18 protein-coding genes are annotated in these 16,300 nt (G+C 47.2%); 11 read left to right on the top strand and 7 right to left on the bottom strand.

Features of this window, described 5'->3' with window-relative positions; translation table 11 throughout:
• Nucleotides 1–68 precede the first annotated feature (68 nt).
• The 6 genes from AC56AD_RS11115 to AC56AD_RS11090 form a co-directional block, all read right to left on the bottom strand.
• On the bottom strand, nt 69–707 hold the full coding sequence (locus AC56AD_RS11115; protein WP_012508879.1) for an outer membrane protein: 639 nt from the start codon (nt 705–707) through the stop codon (nt 69–71).
• Between the two features lie 133 nt (nt 708–840).
• Complete coding sequence (locus tag AC56AD_RS11110; RefSeq protein ID WP_012508878.1) at nt 841–1,734, bottom strand: lysylphosphatidylglycerol synthase transmembrane domain-containing protein; 894 nt, start codon at nt 1,732–1,734, stop codon at nt 841–843.
• Entirely contained in the window at nt 1,721–2,653 is a 933-nt protein-coding gene (locus tag AC56AD_RS11105; protein WP_041526854.1) for a glycosyltransferase family 2 protein, read from the bottom strand. Before AC56AD_RS11105 ends, AC56AD_RS11110 begins: the two co-directional genes overlap by 14 nt.
• A gap of 11 nt (nt 2,654–2,664) precedes the next feature.
• Nucleotides 2,665–4,212, bottom strand: a complete 1,548-nt coding sequence (locus AC56AD_RS11100) for an ArnT family glycosyltransferase (RefSeq protein ID WP_012508876.1) — start codon at nt 4,210–4,212, stop codon at nt 2,665–2,667.
• Entirely contained in the window at nt 4,187–4,813 is a 627-nt protein-coding gene (locus tag AC56AD_RS11095) for a phosphatase PAP2 family protein (RefSeq protein WP_012508875.1), read from the bottom strand. The genes AC56AD_RS11100 and AC56AD_RS11095 overlap by 26 nt, the downstream gene beginning before the upstream one ends.
• A complete protein-coding gene (locus AC56AD_RS11090; RefSeq protein ID WP_150085684.1) occupies nt 4,813–5,058 on the bottom strand; it encodes a hypothetical protein in 246 nt (81 codons plus the stop codon). The genes AC56AD_RS11095 and AC56AD_RS11090 overlap by 1 nt, the downstream gene beginning before the upstream one ends.
• 123 nt (nt 5,059–5,181) lie before the next feature.
• Between AC56AD_RS11090 and purU the strand changes: the two genes are divergently transcribed.
• Nucleotides 5,182–6,048: a formyltetrahydrofolate deformylase gene (purU, locus tag AC56AD_RS11085; protein WP_012508873.1), complete on the top strand. Its 867-nt coding sequence runs from the start codon at nt 5,182–5,184 to the stop codon at nt 6,046–6,048.
• A 45-nt stretch (nt 6,049–6,093) separates the two neighbouring features.
• Nucleotides 6,094–7,014 carry a cation diffusion facilitator family transporter gene (locus AC56AD_RS11080; RefSeq protein WP_012508872.1) on the top strand — a complete coding sequence of 307 codons (921 nt, stop codon included), beginning with the start codon at nt 6,094–6,096 and terminating at the stop codon, nt 7,012–7,014.
• A 2-nt stretch (nt 7,015–7,016) separates the two neighbouring features.
• Here the strand turns inward: AC56AD_RS11080 and AC56AD_RS11075 are convergent, their stop codons facing one another.
• Complete coding sequence (locus tag AC56AD_RS11075; protein ID WP_011744783.1) at nt 7,017–7,199, bottom strand: hypothetical protein; 183 nt, start codon at nt 7,197–7,199, stop codon at nt 7,017–7,019.
• A 249-nt stretch (nt 7,200–7,448) separates the two neighbouring features.
• On the opposite strand from AC56AD_RS11075, the gene AC56AD_RS11070 reads away from it, so the two are divergent.
• The 9 genes from AC56AD_RS11070 (at nt 7,449) to AC56AD_RS11030 (ending at nt 16,276) form a co-directional block, all read left to right on the top strand.
• Nucleotides 7,449–8,327, top strand: a complete 879-nt coding sequence (locus tag AC56AD_RS11070) for a DNA-methyltransferase (RefSeq protein ID WP_012508871.1) — start codon at nt 7,449–7,451, stop codon at nt 8,325–8,327.
• Between the two features lie 561 nt (nt 8,328–8,888).
• The gene (locus AC56AD_RS11065; RefSeq protein ID WP_012508870.1) at nt 8,889–9,179 is read left to right on the top strand and encodes a type II toxin-antitoxin system Phd/YefM family antitoxin; all 291 of its coding nucleotides are present in this window, start codon (nt 8,889–8,891) and stop codon (nt 9,177–9,179) included.
• Nucleotides 9,176–9,472, top strand: coding sequence for a type II toxin-antitoxin system RelE/ParE family toxin (locus AC56AD_RS11060; protein ID WP_012508869.1), 297 nt, complete (start codon nt 9,176–9,178; stop codon nt 9,470–9,472). The genes AC56AD_RS11065 and AC56AD_RS11060 overlap by 4 nt, the downstream gene beginning before the upstream one ends.
• Complete coding sequence (locus tag AC56AD_RS11055) at nt 9,469–12,618, top strand: NACHT domain-containing protein (RefSeq protein ID WP_012508868.1); 3,150 nt, start codon at nt 9,469–9,471, stop codon at nt 12,616–12,618. Before AC56AD_RS11060 ends, AC56AD_RS11055 begins: the two co-directional genes overlap by 4 nt.
• Before the next feature lie 60 nt (nt 12,619–12,678).
• Complete coding sequence (avd, locus tag AC56AD_RS11050; protein ID WP_012508867.1) at nt 12,679–12,999, top strand: diversity-generating retroelement protein Avd; 321 nt, start codon at nt 12,679–12,681, stop codon at nt 12,997–12,999.
• A 75-nt stretch (nt 13,000–13,074) separates the two neighbouring features.
• A complete protein-coding gene (locus AC56AD_RS11045; protein WP_083765329.1) occupies nt 13,075–13,212 on the top strand; it encodes an SUMF1/EgtB/PvdO family nonheme iron enzyme in 138 nt (45 codons plus the stop codon).
• A gap of 182 nt (nt 13,213–13,394) precedes the next feature.
• Nucleotides 13,395–14,426: an RNA-directed DNA polymerase gene (locus tag AC56AD_RS11040; protein WP_012508866.1), complete on the top strand. Its 1,032-nt coding sequence runs from the start codon at nt 13,395–13,397 to the stop codon at nt 14,424–14,426.
• Between the two features lie 142 nt (nt 14,427–14,568).
• Nucleotides 14,569–14,796, top strand: a complete 228-nt coding sequence (locus tag AC56AD_RS11035) for a type II toxin-antitoxin system Phd/YefM family antitoxin (RefSeq protein WP_012508865.1) — start codon at nt 14,569–14,571, stop codon at nt 14,794–14,796.
• 82 nt (nt 14,797–14,878) lie between these two features.
• Nucleotides 14,879–16,276: an SUMF1/EgtB/PvdO family nonheme iron enzyme gene (locus AC56AD_RS11030; RefSeq protein WP_273278675.1), complete on the top strand. Its 1,398-nt coding sequence runs from the start codon at nt 14,879–14,881 to the stop codon at nt 16,274–16,276.
• The last annotated feature ends 24 nt before the right edge of the window (nt 16,277–16,300 follow it).

Genomic DNA, 16,300 nt, shown 5'->3' with positions numbered 1-16,300 from the left:
CCAACCAAAAAAGCCGTTTCACGCTATTGTTGGTGAGACGGCTTTTTGGCAACAAACAGGTGCTAATGTTACAGTCCAACCCTCAGACCAAGCAGAAAACTGCTGCCTGATGATTTGAAATCGTAATGAAAATCAGGATTTTCCATGCTGATGCGGCTATGTCCGGAATAACGGTACTGTGCATCAACGGTGACTTCCCTCGTTATTGGAATACCAATGCCTGCACCGAGCTGATAACCAAGTACGGTATGGTGCTCGGTAAGTCCGGGATAGGGAGCGCCTTTGACTTTTACGTTATCGAAATTTACCCTGCTGCAGCCAAGGCCCCCAGTGAGATATGGGTTAATGCCTTCTGGATTGAAATCATAGTAGCCATTTGCCATAAGGGAGGTTACTGATTTAAAGCCTTGCATATCGGCAGTACCTCCATGTTCTGTGCCTCTGTTCACGTCGCCCTTCTGATAGCTGAGTTCAGCCTCGATCCTGTAATCCTCAAAATCGAGTCCGGCAGCACACCGCAGGTCGATACCGGATTTGAAGGTCATTTCAGCCAGGGTAGCGTTGGTCGAAGGGCTTTTGAATGCGGTATCATTGAACGATGAGACTCCGATATTGCCGCTGACATAAGGTGATGATGCGGCATAGGAGGGCGCTGCAAGAGTGCCTGCAGCAAGAATTGCTCCCAACAAGGCAAGATGTTTCTTCATAAGGAGGTTTGATTTTTTTTAACCAGAGAAGGATAAATATTTGTACGGACTGAAGGGAAATGTACGAAAAAAGATTTAATGTGGTAGAAGGGCGGTTTCGTCATAATGAAGCCGAAGAGCTGTTTTTTTAGGCTCAGCTCTTCTGTGTTTCCGGAACGCTTGTTTCGTGGCTGATTTTTGTCAGAATTCCGGCAAGTGAGGAAAGGGCAGAAACAGCGAAGAAGATGAGCGACAGCGCGACACCCGCGTGAGTTTCAACCTGTATAAATCCAAGCAGATAAAAGAAGGTTATCTCCCGGGCTCCAGCTCCTCCGATCGTTATTGGAATAATGGTCGCAATCGTTGATATCAGGAATATCGCCAGATAGTCGATCATGTGTGCATTCTGTGAAAGAGCTTTCAGGATAAAAAAGACCGAGATAACCTGGGCTATCTGAATCAGCAGCGATTCGATTGAGGTGATGGTAAAAACCTCGACAAACTGCTTATAGAAGAGCTTGTTCAGCAGGAGAGTCAGTGGGTAGATGGTAATGAGCACTACCCATGCATAGGGCACAAACTGGGGCAGGTGCGTGGCAAACGTGCTTGATTGCAGCAGGATGAGTGAGAGAAAGATCAGCGCGATGATTCCCGATACCCTATCCCAGAAAACAGCATGAAAAACATTGATCATTTTCAGGCCGTGGTTTTTCTGAAGCACATAGATTTTGTAGCCATCACCGCCAACACCTCCCGGAAGAAAAAGGTTATAGAACATTCCGAGATAGTAGAGTTTAAGACTGTACATCGCGGAAAGCTCAATGCCGATAGCCTTGAAAAAGCGGTTCAGGCGCACCGCATTGATAACTTTTGAGATATTGAAAAAAAGGAGAGAGAGCAGAAGATACCAGGGGTTGGCATTTCGGATGATGCTCCCAAGTTTGGCAACATCGGTCTTTCTCAGTACCAGATAAAGAGCCGCGCTGGTGACAAGGATCTGCAGAAGCGTTTTCAGCAGTTTTTTCGGGTTGATTTTACTGTTTGCCAACGATCTTTTTGATGATATAGGGTTTCTTGTTCTGTGATTCGTAATAGGTGCGCATGATGAATTCAGCAATGAAGCCGGTCGTAATGAGCTGAATGCCGATAAAGGTCATGATGATGCCAAGCGAGAGCAGCGGACGACCACCAATCTCCTCACCAATAATTTTCAGGGCCAGCAGGTAAAGATTCAGCGCTATTCCAATAAAAAGGGAGAGAAAGCCAAGGGTGCCGAAAAGATGCATCGGTTTCTGGCTGTATTTCTGGAAGAAAAGCATGAAGAGCAGGTCGCTCAGCACTTTGAAGGTGCGCCCGATGCCGTATTTCGATTTTCCAAATATCCTGGGATGATGGCGGACATCAACCTCTTCCATATTTGCACCATAGAGTTGTACCAGAACCGGTATAAAGCGGTGCAGCTCACCATAAAGACCGAGATTTTTAGCAACATCCTTTTTAAACACCTTCAGTGTACAGCCATAGTCGTGGATGTGCACATTGGTCAGGTTTCTGATGAGCGCATTGGCGATCTTGCTCGGTATTTTCCTCAGAATCATACCATCCTGCCGTCCGGCGCGTCGGCCAGCAACCACATCAAGATCGTGGTCATAGAGGTACTGCATCATCATGGGAATATCCGAAGGATCGTTCTGCAGATCACCGTCGATGGTGGCTATCAGTTCCCCGCGTGCATGATCGATACCGGCGGCCATTGCGGTTGTCTGACCGTAATTTTTATTCAGGACAACAAGTTGTGCATTGGCGGGAGCGTTTGCCTGGATCTCGGCGACGGTGTTGTCGGTAGAACCATCATCAACCAGAACAATCTCATGCTCGACATTTGCCAGGGAAAGGGCAAGAGCGGCAAAGAGCGGCTTGATGTTCTCAGCCTCATTCATAACCGGTATGACCACCGATAACTTCATGATCTCAGAATTCATGGTCTCAATTTTACCAGCACAATACCGTTTTTACGATAGAGTACGGCAGGATTATCAAACGTCCGAAGCTCTTTGACGGTTGTCAGAGCAATTTCTCCCGGCTCAGGCATACGTTTTTCAACAAAAGATTCCGAATATACTAAAAAAGAGGGGTTATAGGTTTTCCACATGACAATTTTATACCCCCTCTTTTTTGCCATCAGAGCAGCCTCCTTCACGGGTTCCTGCATGAGTTTACCAGCAAAGGGCATAAGATAGAGGTTGATAAGAAGAGCAAAGATCACACCGGTTGCAACCAGTTTCCCCTCAAGAGAAAAACGGGGCAGGAAGGGTATGGCAGAGACTCCGGCCATGGCCGCCCCAATGATCAGCAGATAGTTCTGGTCTGTAAGCAGCACGCCCCCCTCGACTATTGCCCTGATATAACTGTCGTCGATTTTTTGCAATGCCACCTGCAGGAGCAGCGGGAGGGAGGCAAAAGCGGCGAGCAAAAGCAGCGGCCAGAGTGCAAGGCTTTTTGGATGACGGTTCATCGGCACAACCCTTGCCATAAGGATAAAGAGCGGTGTATAACCGTAGATCATGTAGTGCGGCAATTTGGTGCCCGAGAGGGAGAAAAAGAGAAAGACAAAGGCGAACCAGATAAGAAGAAAACGGTTCATCCGGTCGGAAAGCAGTGGCTTGATGTTGAAAAGCAGGGTAAAGAAAAGACCGGTAAAGGGCATGAGTCCGAGCATGATGACCGGAACATAGTAGAACAGTGAGCCCGAGTGCCCTTCGAAAGAGGAGTTGAAACGGCTGATATTGTGCTTGAAGAAAAATCCTTCAACAAAAGCCATTCCCTGATCAAGGTATTCGAGCAGATACCAGGGCAAGGCAATGGCGAGAAAGAGTATGATCCCTGTCGGGTTGACGATCATGCGCAACCATTGTTTCAAGGATCTCTCCTGCAGTGAAAAAAGAAATGTCACGGCAAGGGGAATAATGAGGGCAATCGGCCCTTTCGTAAGCATACCGAAACCAGCGGCAGCAAAGGAGAGGTGCAGGGCGAGCTTCGAGCCTGTTTTGTAATGATGGAGCAGCCCGAACATGGTTATGGCAAGAAAGCAGTTAAGGAGGCCGTCTGCTATGGCCGCTTTGGCAATAACCATCACCTGCATCGAGAGCACCATCATCGCCGCAGCAAGAAAGGCCTGGCGGTTGCCGATTTCTTTTCGCACAAACAGAAAAATTGATAGTGCCCATGCGCTGCCAGCCAGGGCAGAGGGGAGCCGGAACGCAAACTCACTCAATCCGAACACCCTGACGGAGGCCAGTTGCAGCCAGTAAATCAAAATCGGCTTGTCAAAACGGGGAGCGCCGTTTAGCCAGGTGGTCAGATAATTTTTACTGATCATCATCTCCCGCGTAGCCTCGCTGAAAGCCCCCTCATCAACGTCAAAAAGTGGAGCAGATCCAAGGCCCAGAAAAAAACTGACAAGGATCAGGATGATGAGCGCAGCCAGAAACCAGCCGGTTTCAGATTTTGTTGTGTAAGGAGTCATCAAACTTTGTTTTGAAATAAAGATGGTAGAGCAGCACTGTTGAAACAATACCAAAAAAAGAGCCGGCTATAACATCACTGACATAGTGCTGGGCAAGAAAAATACGACTGAAAGCGATCAGGAGAGCGCCAAAGAGGGCGGCAAAGCGCCAGCGCGGGTAAAGGGTTGCAAGAACCGTAGCCACACTCAGCGCCGTTGCAGAATGGCCGGAGGGAAAGGAGGTCCATGCGTGTTCCCAATGGAAAGCGGCAAATCCGTAGAGCTGTTCACTGAAATAGAGTTTCGGTCTTGCCCGACCGGCAAGGTATTTGACAAGGTCAGCACTCAAACCCGAAAGAGCGACGGAAGAGAAGAGGAAAAGGCCCGCATAAGCCCTGAACGGGTTGCGGTTGCGAAAAACAACAAAGAGCAAGAGCCCCCCGACAAGGTAGCCTGTTGAATCGCCAAAGAGCGTTATTTTTTTGAAGAGGGTGTAAAGCGCGGTGTTGTCGAGCGCATGGAACCACAACGCAGTCTCAATATCCGCAGAGGTAAAACTGACGAAACAGAGCAGGGCAACCGTCGCAGAGCTGATACTCCATTGCAGGGAACGATTCATCATCAAACTATTTTTTGTAGATCAGGCTGTAAGTCAAGCCAAGGGAGGGCAACAGCCGCAAGCTGGTAAAAACGACTGTTGTTGATTTCAAGATAATTCCCCTTTTCAGCCATCTCCCGCACCGATTCAGCATAAAAGCTCTCATTTTCTGTCCAGATGTCATTGACACTGAAATTGATGAGATAGAGAAGTGCAGTAAGGCTGAGAACAATCCAGAAAACCGGTACTTTTTTCAATAAAACTTTCATAGTTTCAGCCATCACGCAAGGAGTTATCTTTGACCAACGATTGGCCGAAAAAATACATTAAATTTTTTCCTCTTTGCAACTTCTTGTTTTTGCAAATGCAAACTTCTTTCATTCAAAATAAAGATGATGAAAAAATCAGATACGGTGGCGATTCTTCTTCTCTCCTGTGCTGACCGACCCGGTCTGGTTTCCCGCATTTCACACTTTATCTATGAGCGGGGGGGCAATATTCTGGATCTCGACGAGCATGTGGATCCTGTTGAAAAAACTTTTTTTATCAGGGTATCATGGAGTACTGAAAACTTTTCGATTCCCCCCTCTGAGCTTGTTGAGGCCTTTATGCCTCTGGCGAAAGAGTTCAACGCCATATGGAAAATTCGTTTTACCGGTAGAAAAACCCGTATTGCAATATTTGTCTCCCGTTACGATCACTGTCTCCAGGAGATTCTCTGGCGGAACAGTATCGGAGAGTTCGCCATCGATATTGCGCTGATTATCTCAAACCATCCCGATCTTGCTCCGCTTGCCGAACACCATGGAATCCCGTATCATTGTTTCCCTGTCAGCAGTGCCAGCAAGCAGGAGATTGAATTACAGGAAAGAGAGCTTCTTGAAAAGCACTCGATCGACACCATTGTGCTTGCCCGCTATATGCAGATACTGTCATCACAATTCGTTGACCGCTATCCGGGTCAGATTATCAACATTCATCACTCCTTTCTGCCAGCCTTTGTCGGCAGCAGTCCCTACCGGCAGGCCTATGAACGGGGCGTTAAAATCATCGGAGCCACAAGCCACTACGTGACTGAAGAACTCGATCAGGGACCGATTATCGAGCAGGACATTGTGCGGGTGAGCCACAAGGATACACTGGACGATCTTGTCCGCAAAGGGCGCGACCTTGAACGGCTGGTGCTTGCACAAGCCCTTCGTCTGCACTCCGAGCACCGAATTCTTGTGAACGGCAAAAAAACGGTTGTGTTTGATTGAAAGAGCCAGGGAGAGGTCAACGTCATAGAAAAATTGAATGCCATTATGAGCAACACAACATCGGGAGAGTGTGCGCATACCCATGATTCGACGCATCATCACCATCATCATCATGCGTCAGGAAACATCAAGGTGGCCTTTTTTCTCAATGTGGGCTTTACCCTGGTTGAAATTGTCGGTGGACTGTTAACCGGCAGCACTGCAATCCTCGCCGATGCCGTTCACGATCTCGGCGACTCCCTTGCTCTTGCCCAGGCATGGTATTTTGAGGAAAAATCAGGAGAAAAGAGCAGCGCGCGCTACTCCTACGGCTACAAACGCTTCTCCCTGCTTGGAGCGCTCATCAGTACAGTGGTGCTGCTTACCAGTTCACTCTTTGTGCTTGCCCACGCCATACCCCGCATTCTTGAACCACAAAAACCCGATGCCGGAGGGATGATTCTTCTGGCTATTATTGGTGTTATCGTCAACGGCATTGCCATGGCAAGACTTTCGAAAGAGAGTGGTCTGAATGCAAAAGTGGTTGCCCTGCACCTGCTCGAAGATATGCTCGGATGGGTTGCCGTGCTTGTTGTTGCCGTTGTGCTCTACTTCTGGAATATTCCGGTGCTCGACCCGCTTCTTGCCGTCATCATCACGCTCTACATTCTCTCCGGTGTGGTTAAAAACCTCAAAGCCATGCTGCCGGTCTTTCTGCAGGCCGTGCCCGATGAGCTTGATATCGCTCTCATTACCAGAGAGATCGAAGCGATGGAGCATATTCATGCTGTCCATCATGCCCACATCTGGTCACTCGACGGTGTTCATACCGTCTTTACCGCCCACCTCGAAGTCGATGCCCTTCTCGACGCCGAAGCTTACATGCAACTCAAGGAGCTTATCAGAGCGCTGGTTGAGCGATACGGACTGTATCACTCAACCGTTGAAATCGAATATCCCGGAGAGGCGTGCCGGAATCTCCTTTAGCCTTAAGGCTTGATATAGGCGTTCAGACCGATAATGATTGGCTTGCCATTCACCTCTGCGGTGGTGACTGCATTGCCGCGCGTGCTTGCAACAACAAGGGTCTTACCAGAAGCCGAAGGGGTAGGGGTTTCAAGATCGATTTCAATACAAAGCTTGTTGTTCTTGATCTCTACAGTCATTGCCATGGTTGCTTCTCCCGTTTTGGTTGTGTCATAAAAAGGGGAGTATACGGAATTATCCCATTTTTATGAGGGGCTCATTTTTTCGGGAGAAAAGTTGTTGCTCCATGCCCCAGCACCCTTATCGGGTTGCAGCAGCGTGGCCTCTCAACCGGATAAATCAAAAAAATAATGTAAGTTTCAGCCAGTGCAGTATCGAATGCGACACAACTACTGCGAGAGATGAACATCTTACGACTTTGAAAGCTTATACGCATGGAAACAAAAACGGATCTCTACCTTGGAGACTGCACACAACTGCTCAAAACGTTGCCGGATGATTCGGTAGACCTGATATTTACCTCCCCGCCCTATGCTGACCAGAGAAAACAAACCTATGGCGGCTTTCATCCGGACGATTATGTTGAGTGGTTTTTACCGATATCCCTGCAGCTTCTGAGGGTGCTGAAACCAACAGGTACCTTTGTCCTGAACATCAAGGAGAAGGTTGTCAATGGCGAACGGAGTACCTACGTGATGGAACTCATTCTTGAAATGAGGAAGCAGGGCTGGTTCTGGACAGAAGAATTTATCTGGCATAAAAAAAACTGTTATCCCGGTAAATGGCCAAACCGATTCAGGGATTCCTGGGAACGGTTGATCCAGTTCAATAAAAGCAAGCACTTTTATATGGACCAGAAAGCCGTTATGGTGCCAATGGGCGATTGGTCGAAAACCCGCCTGAAAAACCTGAGTGAGACCGACAAAACGCGTGATGAATCGAAGGTCGGCAGCGGGTTCGGAAAAAATATCTCAAACTGGCTGGATCGGGAGATGGCCTATCCGACCAACGTGCTGCACCTCGCCACAGAATGCAACAACAAAAAACACAGCGCAGCCTTTCCTGAAGGGCTTCCGGAATGGTTTATCAAGCTCTTTACCAAAGAGGGAGATACTGTGCTCGATCCATTCATGGGGTCAGGAACAACCAATGCGGTAGCGCAAAGAATGAGAAGAAACTCTATCGGCATTGAAATTGTGCCAGAGTACTACGACATGGTAAAAACGGAGCTGAAACCGGTTGAACTCTATCTGCTGGAACAAAAGGAGGAGCATGAAACCACTTATCCTGAACGACGTATTGACCTACGTTGAAGAGAACATCGGCACCTTTCATCAGAAAAGAATAGGTTGTTGCCGTTAATGGCTGCTGTTACGGCAGAGTTAGTACCCCCGATCAGGGCGACTATTTCAAATATTGCGGCCAGACTTTTTGGGAGTTTATCTCTTCAGATCCCAATCTCTACACCGAGCTTATCGACCCGCTGGGTCACAAGGCCCAGGAAAAAAGCGAAGAGTTTCAGGACTCCTATGACAGGATGCTCAATAAATTTACCCGCCAATTCAGTATCGAGTATTGCGACGACAGTGGTGCTATCAACTGGCACAAGCTTGTAGCCTTCAACTCCTCGGCAATCCAGCCTCCGAAAATTGCTTGACAAAAGCGGAAACCAGTAAAAACAATGAGCAGTCCACTTGCGCAGATTGTAAGCGAAGCTTGAAGAGGTGAAACAGCATCAAGCCCGGCAGGCCGATATCAGTAACCTTTTGCGCTCGCTGGGATTGGGTTGTTTCTCATAAAACGGGTAATGATTTTTGTATGAATGGAGTTACCTTGTACAAGATAGTGTCACCTTATTACTTCTTGTGAATGCCATGCATACCATTCAAGTCAGGAACGTTGCTCCATTAACAGATTTCGGAAACAATATCGAACGGTATATGGAGGAGCTGAGCGTCAGCAAACAACCGCTGCTGTTAACGCGGACAGGGAGAGGTTCGGCTGTGCTGCTTGATGCGGAATCATATCAACAGATGCTTGATCAAATAGCATTTATGCAGTCGGTTACCGAAGGGCTTGAAGATTATCGCAACAACCGCACTGTACCAGCAAAGGAGGTTTTTGCCTCGCTTGAAAAGATCATTGCCGAAGCTGAAAAGCGATGATCGTCGAATTTTCAGAACGTGCGGCCTCTCAGATTGAAGAGGTTGTGCGGTTTATTGCTGTTGATAAACCCGGTGCAGCCAGAAATTGGGCGGAATCTGTCAGGCAATCCGTTATGAAACTTGCTGATTTCCCTTATATCGGAAGAGTTGTTCCGGAATTTTCTGAAGATTCTCTTCGTGAGTTGTTGCATGGAGAGTACCGGATTGTTTACAGAGTAGACGAAAAAGTATCACGGGTTGTTGTTATCTCTCTTTATCATACAAGACGATTAATGGGGCTCGAGGAAGAATGAGTGATAAATTGTATCGCAAAATAAAAGTTCTTGTTGCTTCGCCTTCAGATGTAGCAGAAGAGCGGGATATTGCCAAAGAGGTAATATTGGGCTGGAATCACCGACATCCAGAGTCTGAACTCATACTTGATCCTGTATTGTGGGAGGAACGCGCTGCTCCTCAAAGCGGGGAACGGACGCAGGGAATTCTCAACAGACAGTTCGTAGATCAATGCCATTTTGCCATTGCTATTTTTTGGACAAGGATTGGCACCGATACAGGTGTTGCGCCGGGAGGAGCAGTTGAAGAGGTACAGCGCCTGATGAACGATGAAAAACAGGTCATGCTCTATTTTTCCAGAGCAAAGTATCCTCTTGACACTTCTGATGCAGGCAAGGTGGCAGAATTTTCCCGGCAGGTTGGAGAGCTTGAGACTTTCCGGAAAACATTGCAAAATTATCTTCTTTTGTGGGAATATGATGATCTCTCCATGTTCAAGAGCGATCTTGTCACACATCTTGACCTTCAGATTCAGAACTGGTTCGCTCAAAAAAATTCGGATGTCGTTTTTTCAGGCAATCGTATTTGCTCGCATACCCGCAACGCTGCGGCTGATTTGTTCCGCTACCAATCCACATTGAAACAACAACTCGGAAATATCACCCTGACAGGCTCTCCCGCCCTTGAAAGTTTTTCAGTAAAACTATCCGACACCTTCGTTTCGTTAACTCTCTCAGGTTCATCGCGGTGCGAAGAGCGATTTCGTGCAGGGGAGGCTTTGTGCGAACCGCAGAAGGATGAACGCAACAGTACCCCTGAAGAGGTGATGAGCTTTGTTTTTCAGCATAATCTTTTACTGCTCGTTATCGGTGATCCCGGTTCGGGAAAGACAACTTTGCTCAAATATTATGCACTCTCCTGCTTCGATAACAAACGCTATCAGGAGTTTGGCTTTCGTGAACCAGTCAATGTTTTTTTTCTTCCGTTGCGTGAACTCAAGAAAAGTGATACCGGCTACATGTCATTATCGGAAAACCTGGCGGCATGGTCGGAAAAACATTTTCTCAAGATTGAAGAAACACTCTTTTCCGGCTGGCTTGACAAGCCGTCAACATTGGTGCTTCTCGATGGTCTCGACGAAATCAGCGATGTTCACGACCGGATAGCGGTCTGTGGCTGGATAGACCGCACGGTTGGTGGATTTACCAATGCCCGTTTTGTTGTGACGTCACGAAGCACGGGTTATCGGAAAGGGGATGGCATTGAGCTTGAAGCTGGCCATTTGAGGGCTGATATCATGGATTTTACAAAAGAGCAGCAGGCGCAATTTTTACAGCAGTGGTTCAAGGCTGCATACTTGGGAGAGATTCCTCCAGCAGGATATCAGGCGGCGTGGCGAAGCCAGCAGGAACATGTGGCTACGAAAAAAGCAGATGCTCTTATTGCGTTTCTGGCACAGGAAAAAAATAGAAGTATGCAAACACTCGCAGGGATTCCCTTGCTGTTGCAGATTATGGCCATGCTCTGGAAAGAGCGAGAATATATGCCGGGTAGCCGGTTGAAGCTCTATGATGCGGCATTGAATTTTATGCTCGATTATCGTGACCGGCGTAGAGGAATATCCCCATTGCTTGGGGCAGAAGATGCCCGGCGCGTTCTGAGTCCGGTCTCACTCTGGATGCAGGAGGAGCTTAAAAAGGACGAGGTTGGTAGAATTGACATGCAGTTAAAAATGCAGGAACTGCTTGATACCCTCTGCAACTCGCTTCCCGCAGGGGAGTTCTGCCGTAACCTTGTTGATCGGGCCGGGGTGCTCGTGGAATATGGTGACCGAGAGTATGTTTTCCGGCACAAATCATTCAGAGAGTACCTGGCGGGTGTGCAGCTTGTGAAAAACATGCACCGGCCAGGTTATCTTGACACGCTTGTTACCCGCTTTGGTGACGACTGGTGGCAGGAGGTATTTCGCTTTTTTATCGGCCATGTTGATGATGCGGAACTGTTCGACAGCTTTATGCAGATGCTTTTTGATTCGCCGGTTACAGAAAACTTGACTCAAAAGCAGCAGGACTTGCTTGTTGCCCTTGTTGAGGAGGCTCCCCAGAGGAAGGTTGACGCCTTGCAAAAGAAGTTGCTTGACCCGGCAACAACGCCAAATAGGCAGCGATATCTCTTGGAGTGCTTGAAAACCATCGGTAAGCCGGAAGCTGTCAAAGCTGTACAGAAGTTCATTGACGCTAACTGCACCAAAGACGCCGATATTCTGCGTCTTGCTTATGAAATTCCAGGGGTTAAAATTGCCTCTGATATCACCGCTGACATCGTCTGTAAGGTGAATGTTAGTGTGAAGGCAATTTCTGTCAGATACAATCCCTATGAACTCGATGCGCAATACATCCTTATCGAGGGAGGTACCTTTACCTTCTCCGTGACTGAGAAGCAGGAAACAGTGCCAGACCTTTACGTTGCCAAATATACGGTTACCAACAAGTTGTACCGGCAATTTATTGCTTATCTGGATTCCCGAGAGCCTGTATTTGCCAAGGATGTATCGGTTGAATTGTATACAAAAACTCTACGATCTGAGGCTGGGGAGATTGAGGGGTTTGGCGATTATCTCAAGGGTGAAGAATCGCTGGTAAAGCTTCTTGCTTCTTTTTATGATGACGACAAGCGATTCAACAAGGAAGATCAACCGGTGATGGGTGTAACCTGGTATGCCGCCAAGGCCTATTGCCTCTGGCTTTCGTTGCTTGAGAGCAATGGTCAGGATGGCACCCTTTATCATTTGCCCACAGAAAAGGAGTGGGAATATGCCGCAGGTGGCAAAGAGAACAGAACATACCCTTGGGGCGAGGAGGAGCCCTCAACCACTAGAGCCAATTATGATAGTAATGAAGGCGCCACAACTCCTGTAGGGCGCTATCCCGATGGCGCTACACCGGAGGGGCTATATGATATGGCAGGCAATGTGTGGGAGTGGATGGAAGATTTATACGAAAACAATACGTCGGATGAGTATTTTAAATCTGCCCGTGCGTTGCGCGGCGGTTCCTGGAGCAAGTATCCCGACGGTCTGCGTTGCTCTGCCCGGTACGACCTTCATCCGGCGCACAGGAGCGGCAATGTTGGCTTTCGGGTTGTCCGTTCCAGTCCCTCTTCCTGATCTTCTGTCTTTCTGTTTTCTGGAACTCTGAAAGGGAAAAAATTTGTGCAGAATCATGAAATGCTGATCGTCAAAAAGGCCTACGATTTTTCGAAATGGCTGCTGCTGCATACTGGGAAATTTCCCAAAAGCTACCGGTTCAGTATTGCTGTGCGTATCGAAAATTCTATACTCGAGTTTACAGAGCTTGTGGCAGTTGCCAATATGCGGAACGTCAAACGACCATTGCTGGAGCAGGCCGATGAGGTGCTGACGCGTTTGCGCATTCTGGTTCGATTGAGTTTTGACATGAAATTTATCAGCTTGAACTCCTATGAGTTTGGGAGCAGCCAGATTTCAGAATTGGGGAAGATGCTGGGCGGATGGATAAAAAAAGCTTGAATAAGTCGTTGATAAATGGTAATTATCGTTTGTTCAGAATGATGGAAAAGAGCCGGTAACTGATCTGCCCGTGCGTTGCGCGGCGGTTCCTGGAACAATAATCCCGACAATCTGCGTTGCTCTGCCCGGAACAACAATCATCCGGCGAACAGGAACAACAATATTGGCTTTCGGGTTGTCCGTTCCAATCATGCCCCTTTCGATGCGTGTTAAAGCCCATTATGATGCCGTTCTTTCAAGGAATAACGGACAGTTTTTTGGGCATGACATCCCGGGCTCTTTCTCCTGCGGCATGTTGCCATTGCACTCAGTGGAACATGCACGAACAGTACCCATAAAACAGGTCGCTTGAGTAAGTAATTGAAAAAGCGGCCTGTTTTTTTTCTGGCAAAACGATGAAAACCAGCAAAAACCTTTTTCAGAGCATTGTAACCTTCGAAAATGTGCTTTCAGCAGCCCAAAAAGCGGCGAAAGGAAAGCGCGAAAACCAGTCGGTGCTGCACTTTTTCACCTTTCTGGAAGAGAACCTCTGGCAGATTCTTTCGGAGTTGCGAACGAAAACCTGGCAGCCCGGTTCATACAAAACCTTCAGCATCTACAAGCCAAAACCAAGAATGATCAGCGCAGCTCCCTTTAAAGACCGCGTTGTGCATCATGCCCTGATCACTATTGTTGGCCCTCTTCTTGAACGGAGCTTTATTTTCGACACCTATGCCAACAGAACGGCCAAGGGAACACACAAGGCCATAGAGCGCTACCAGCACTATCTGAAAAAGTATGCTTATGTGCTGAAGTGTGATATCCGGAAATATTTTCCATCAATCGATCACGAGATACTCAAATCGTTGCTTCGCAGAAAAATAGCCTGCGCTGACACTTTGTGGCTTATTGATACCATTATTGATAACAGTAACATACAGGCAGAGCATTTTCACTATTTCCCCGGTGACACCCTTTTTACCCCTCATGAACGGAGAAAAGGGCTGCCTATCGGGAACCTGACCAGCCAGTTTTTTGCCAACTACTACCTCAGCTTTCTGGATCACTACGTAAAAGAGGTGTTGCGATGCAAAGGCTACGTAAGATACGTTGATGATTACGTCTTGTTTTCCGATAGCAAGGATGAATTGTGGGAGTGGAAAAAAGCAATCGAAGAGTTTTTGCAACAATTCAGATTGACGCTTAATTCAGGGAGAACAGAGCTTTACCCGGCAACAGAAGGGAAGTGCTTTCTCGGGCAAAAAGTTTTTCAGAGCTACCGGTTACTTCCTTCAGCAAATGTTCGGAGAGCAAAAAAACGGATACAATGCACCCTGCTTGCCAAGCCGGAAACCTTGCAGAAAAGCCTTGCCGGGTGGGTTGGTCACGCCCGGCAGGCCGATACCCGCAATCTGTTGCGCTCGTTGGGGCTGGTGGAAAAGAGCTGACAGCTTGTAACTTTTTGAGAACTGATTGTTATTCAAGGCACGAGTATCCATAAAAATCTGGTATTGACTGGTTTTGAAACGATGGCTTGATTCCATCGCTGATATTGTGTAGAATTGGTATCACAATTATGACGTAGACGTTATGAAAGTTTACAGCTATTCTGAAGCGCGAAAGAAATTCGCCAAGGTGTTTGATCTTGCTCGTACGGAAGAGGTGATTATCAAAAAACGGAGTGGTGAACAATTTGCCGTTGTGTATAAACAGCTTTCAAATTCTCCTTTTGATGTCAAAGGGGTGAAAACAAGAGCAGCAACGAAAGATATTCTGGAGGCTGTAGAGGATTCACGATCGGGAGAGGATGTCCCGTAGTGATGATTGGTGAAAATTGGAGCAACAGGTCATTAAATCCAAGTGTTGCTACGGTACAGGATAAATCATAATTGCGTTTGCCATGCCACCACATAACCTCAATGTGTTTATTAATTGCCCTTTTGACAAAGAGTACATTCCGTTTTTTGATGCTATTCTTTTTACGGTCTATAAGTGTGGTTTTCGTCCTCGCTGTGCTTACGAATTTGATGATGGCGGCCAGGTACGCATAGAAAAAATCAATCGAATCATTGAAGAGTGTTGTTGTGGAATCCATGATATATCAAGAACAGAACCTGATAAAAAGACCAAGCTGCCCAGATTTAATATGCCCTTTGAGCTAGGGCTTTTTCTTGGTGCCAAACGATTTGGTTCAAAGTTGCAGAAGTCTAAAGTGTCGCTTATTCTTGACAGGGATCCCCATCGTTATCAACAGTTTATTTCGGATATATCGGGTCAAGATGTCAAATCTCATGACAATGATATTAAGAAGTTGATCAAGTGTATCAGGGATGTTTTGCATGCACTCAAGATTAATGATGCAATTCCTGGGCCTAAAGTGATTCTTGACAATTATATGGAGTTTAAGGCGACTCAGCCCGATCTTATGAAACAACGAGGGTTGGATCTTGATGATATCTCTTACGCAGATAAAGTTTTGTTGGTAGAGCGCTGGCTAAACTTTATGCTGCTTGACAAGCTTGGTGCACATTATATCCTGATCAAGGGAGGTACATTCACCTACTCTTTGACAGACAAGTCCGAAGTTGTGACTGATCTCTACATGGCAAAATATGCTGTGACTAACTCTCGCTATCGACAGTTTATCAACTACCTGTCAGGCAAGGGCTCTTTTATTGAGGTACTGTCTACCGAAATTTTTAGGCAAAAGTTGCTTGCTTATGCAAACAAAATTCACGAGACGGGATTCTACGACTATCTTCAGGGGGAGTCGGATTTGACAGAGCGCTTACGTTCCGTTTATGAAGATGATGACCGATTCAACAAGGATCATCAACCGGTGGTTGGGGTAAGCTGGTATGCCGCAAAAGCGTATTGCTACTGGCTTTCATGTCTTGAAACGGGATGCATGGATGCAGGATTGTATCGGCTGCCGACAGAGATTGAGTGGGAATATTGTGCCAGCGGCAAGGAACAACGCCCCTATCCATGGGGCAGTTCTTCTCCAACGCAGCAACGTGCAAATTATAAGATGAGCAAGAAAGAGACAACAACACTGGTTGGTGTTTATCCCGATGGTGCGACTCCTGACGGGTTGTATGATATGGCAGGAAATGTGTGGGAGTGGATGGAACACAGGAATGAGAATGAGAAAGAAAAAGAGCGTTTTTTCTTGAGAGGCGGTTCGTGGGACACTACTCCCGATTATCTGCGCTGCTCAGCTCCCGGTTTTCAGAGTCCGTTTTATAGTTCCTCCGAGATTGGTTTTCGGGTTGTTCGTTCTGCTTCTCCGTCATGAACTTCTGAGATGTTGTGTTATGAA

This window comes from Pelodictyon clathratiforme (assembly GCF_982375515.1).
The sequence above is the reverse complement of the archived record's forward strand: the minus strand, read 5'-3'. Positions and strand labels throughout refer to the sequence as shown.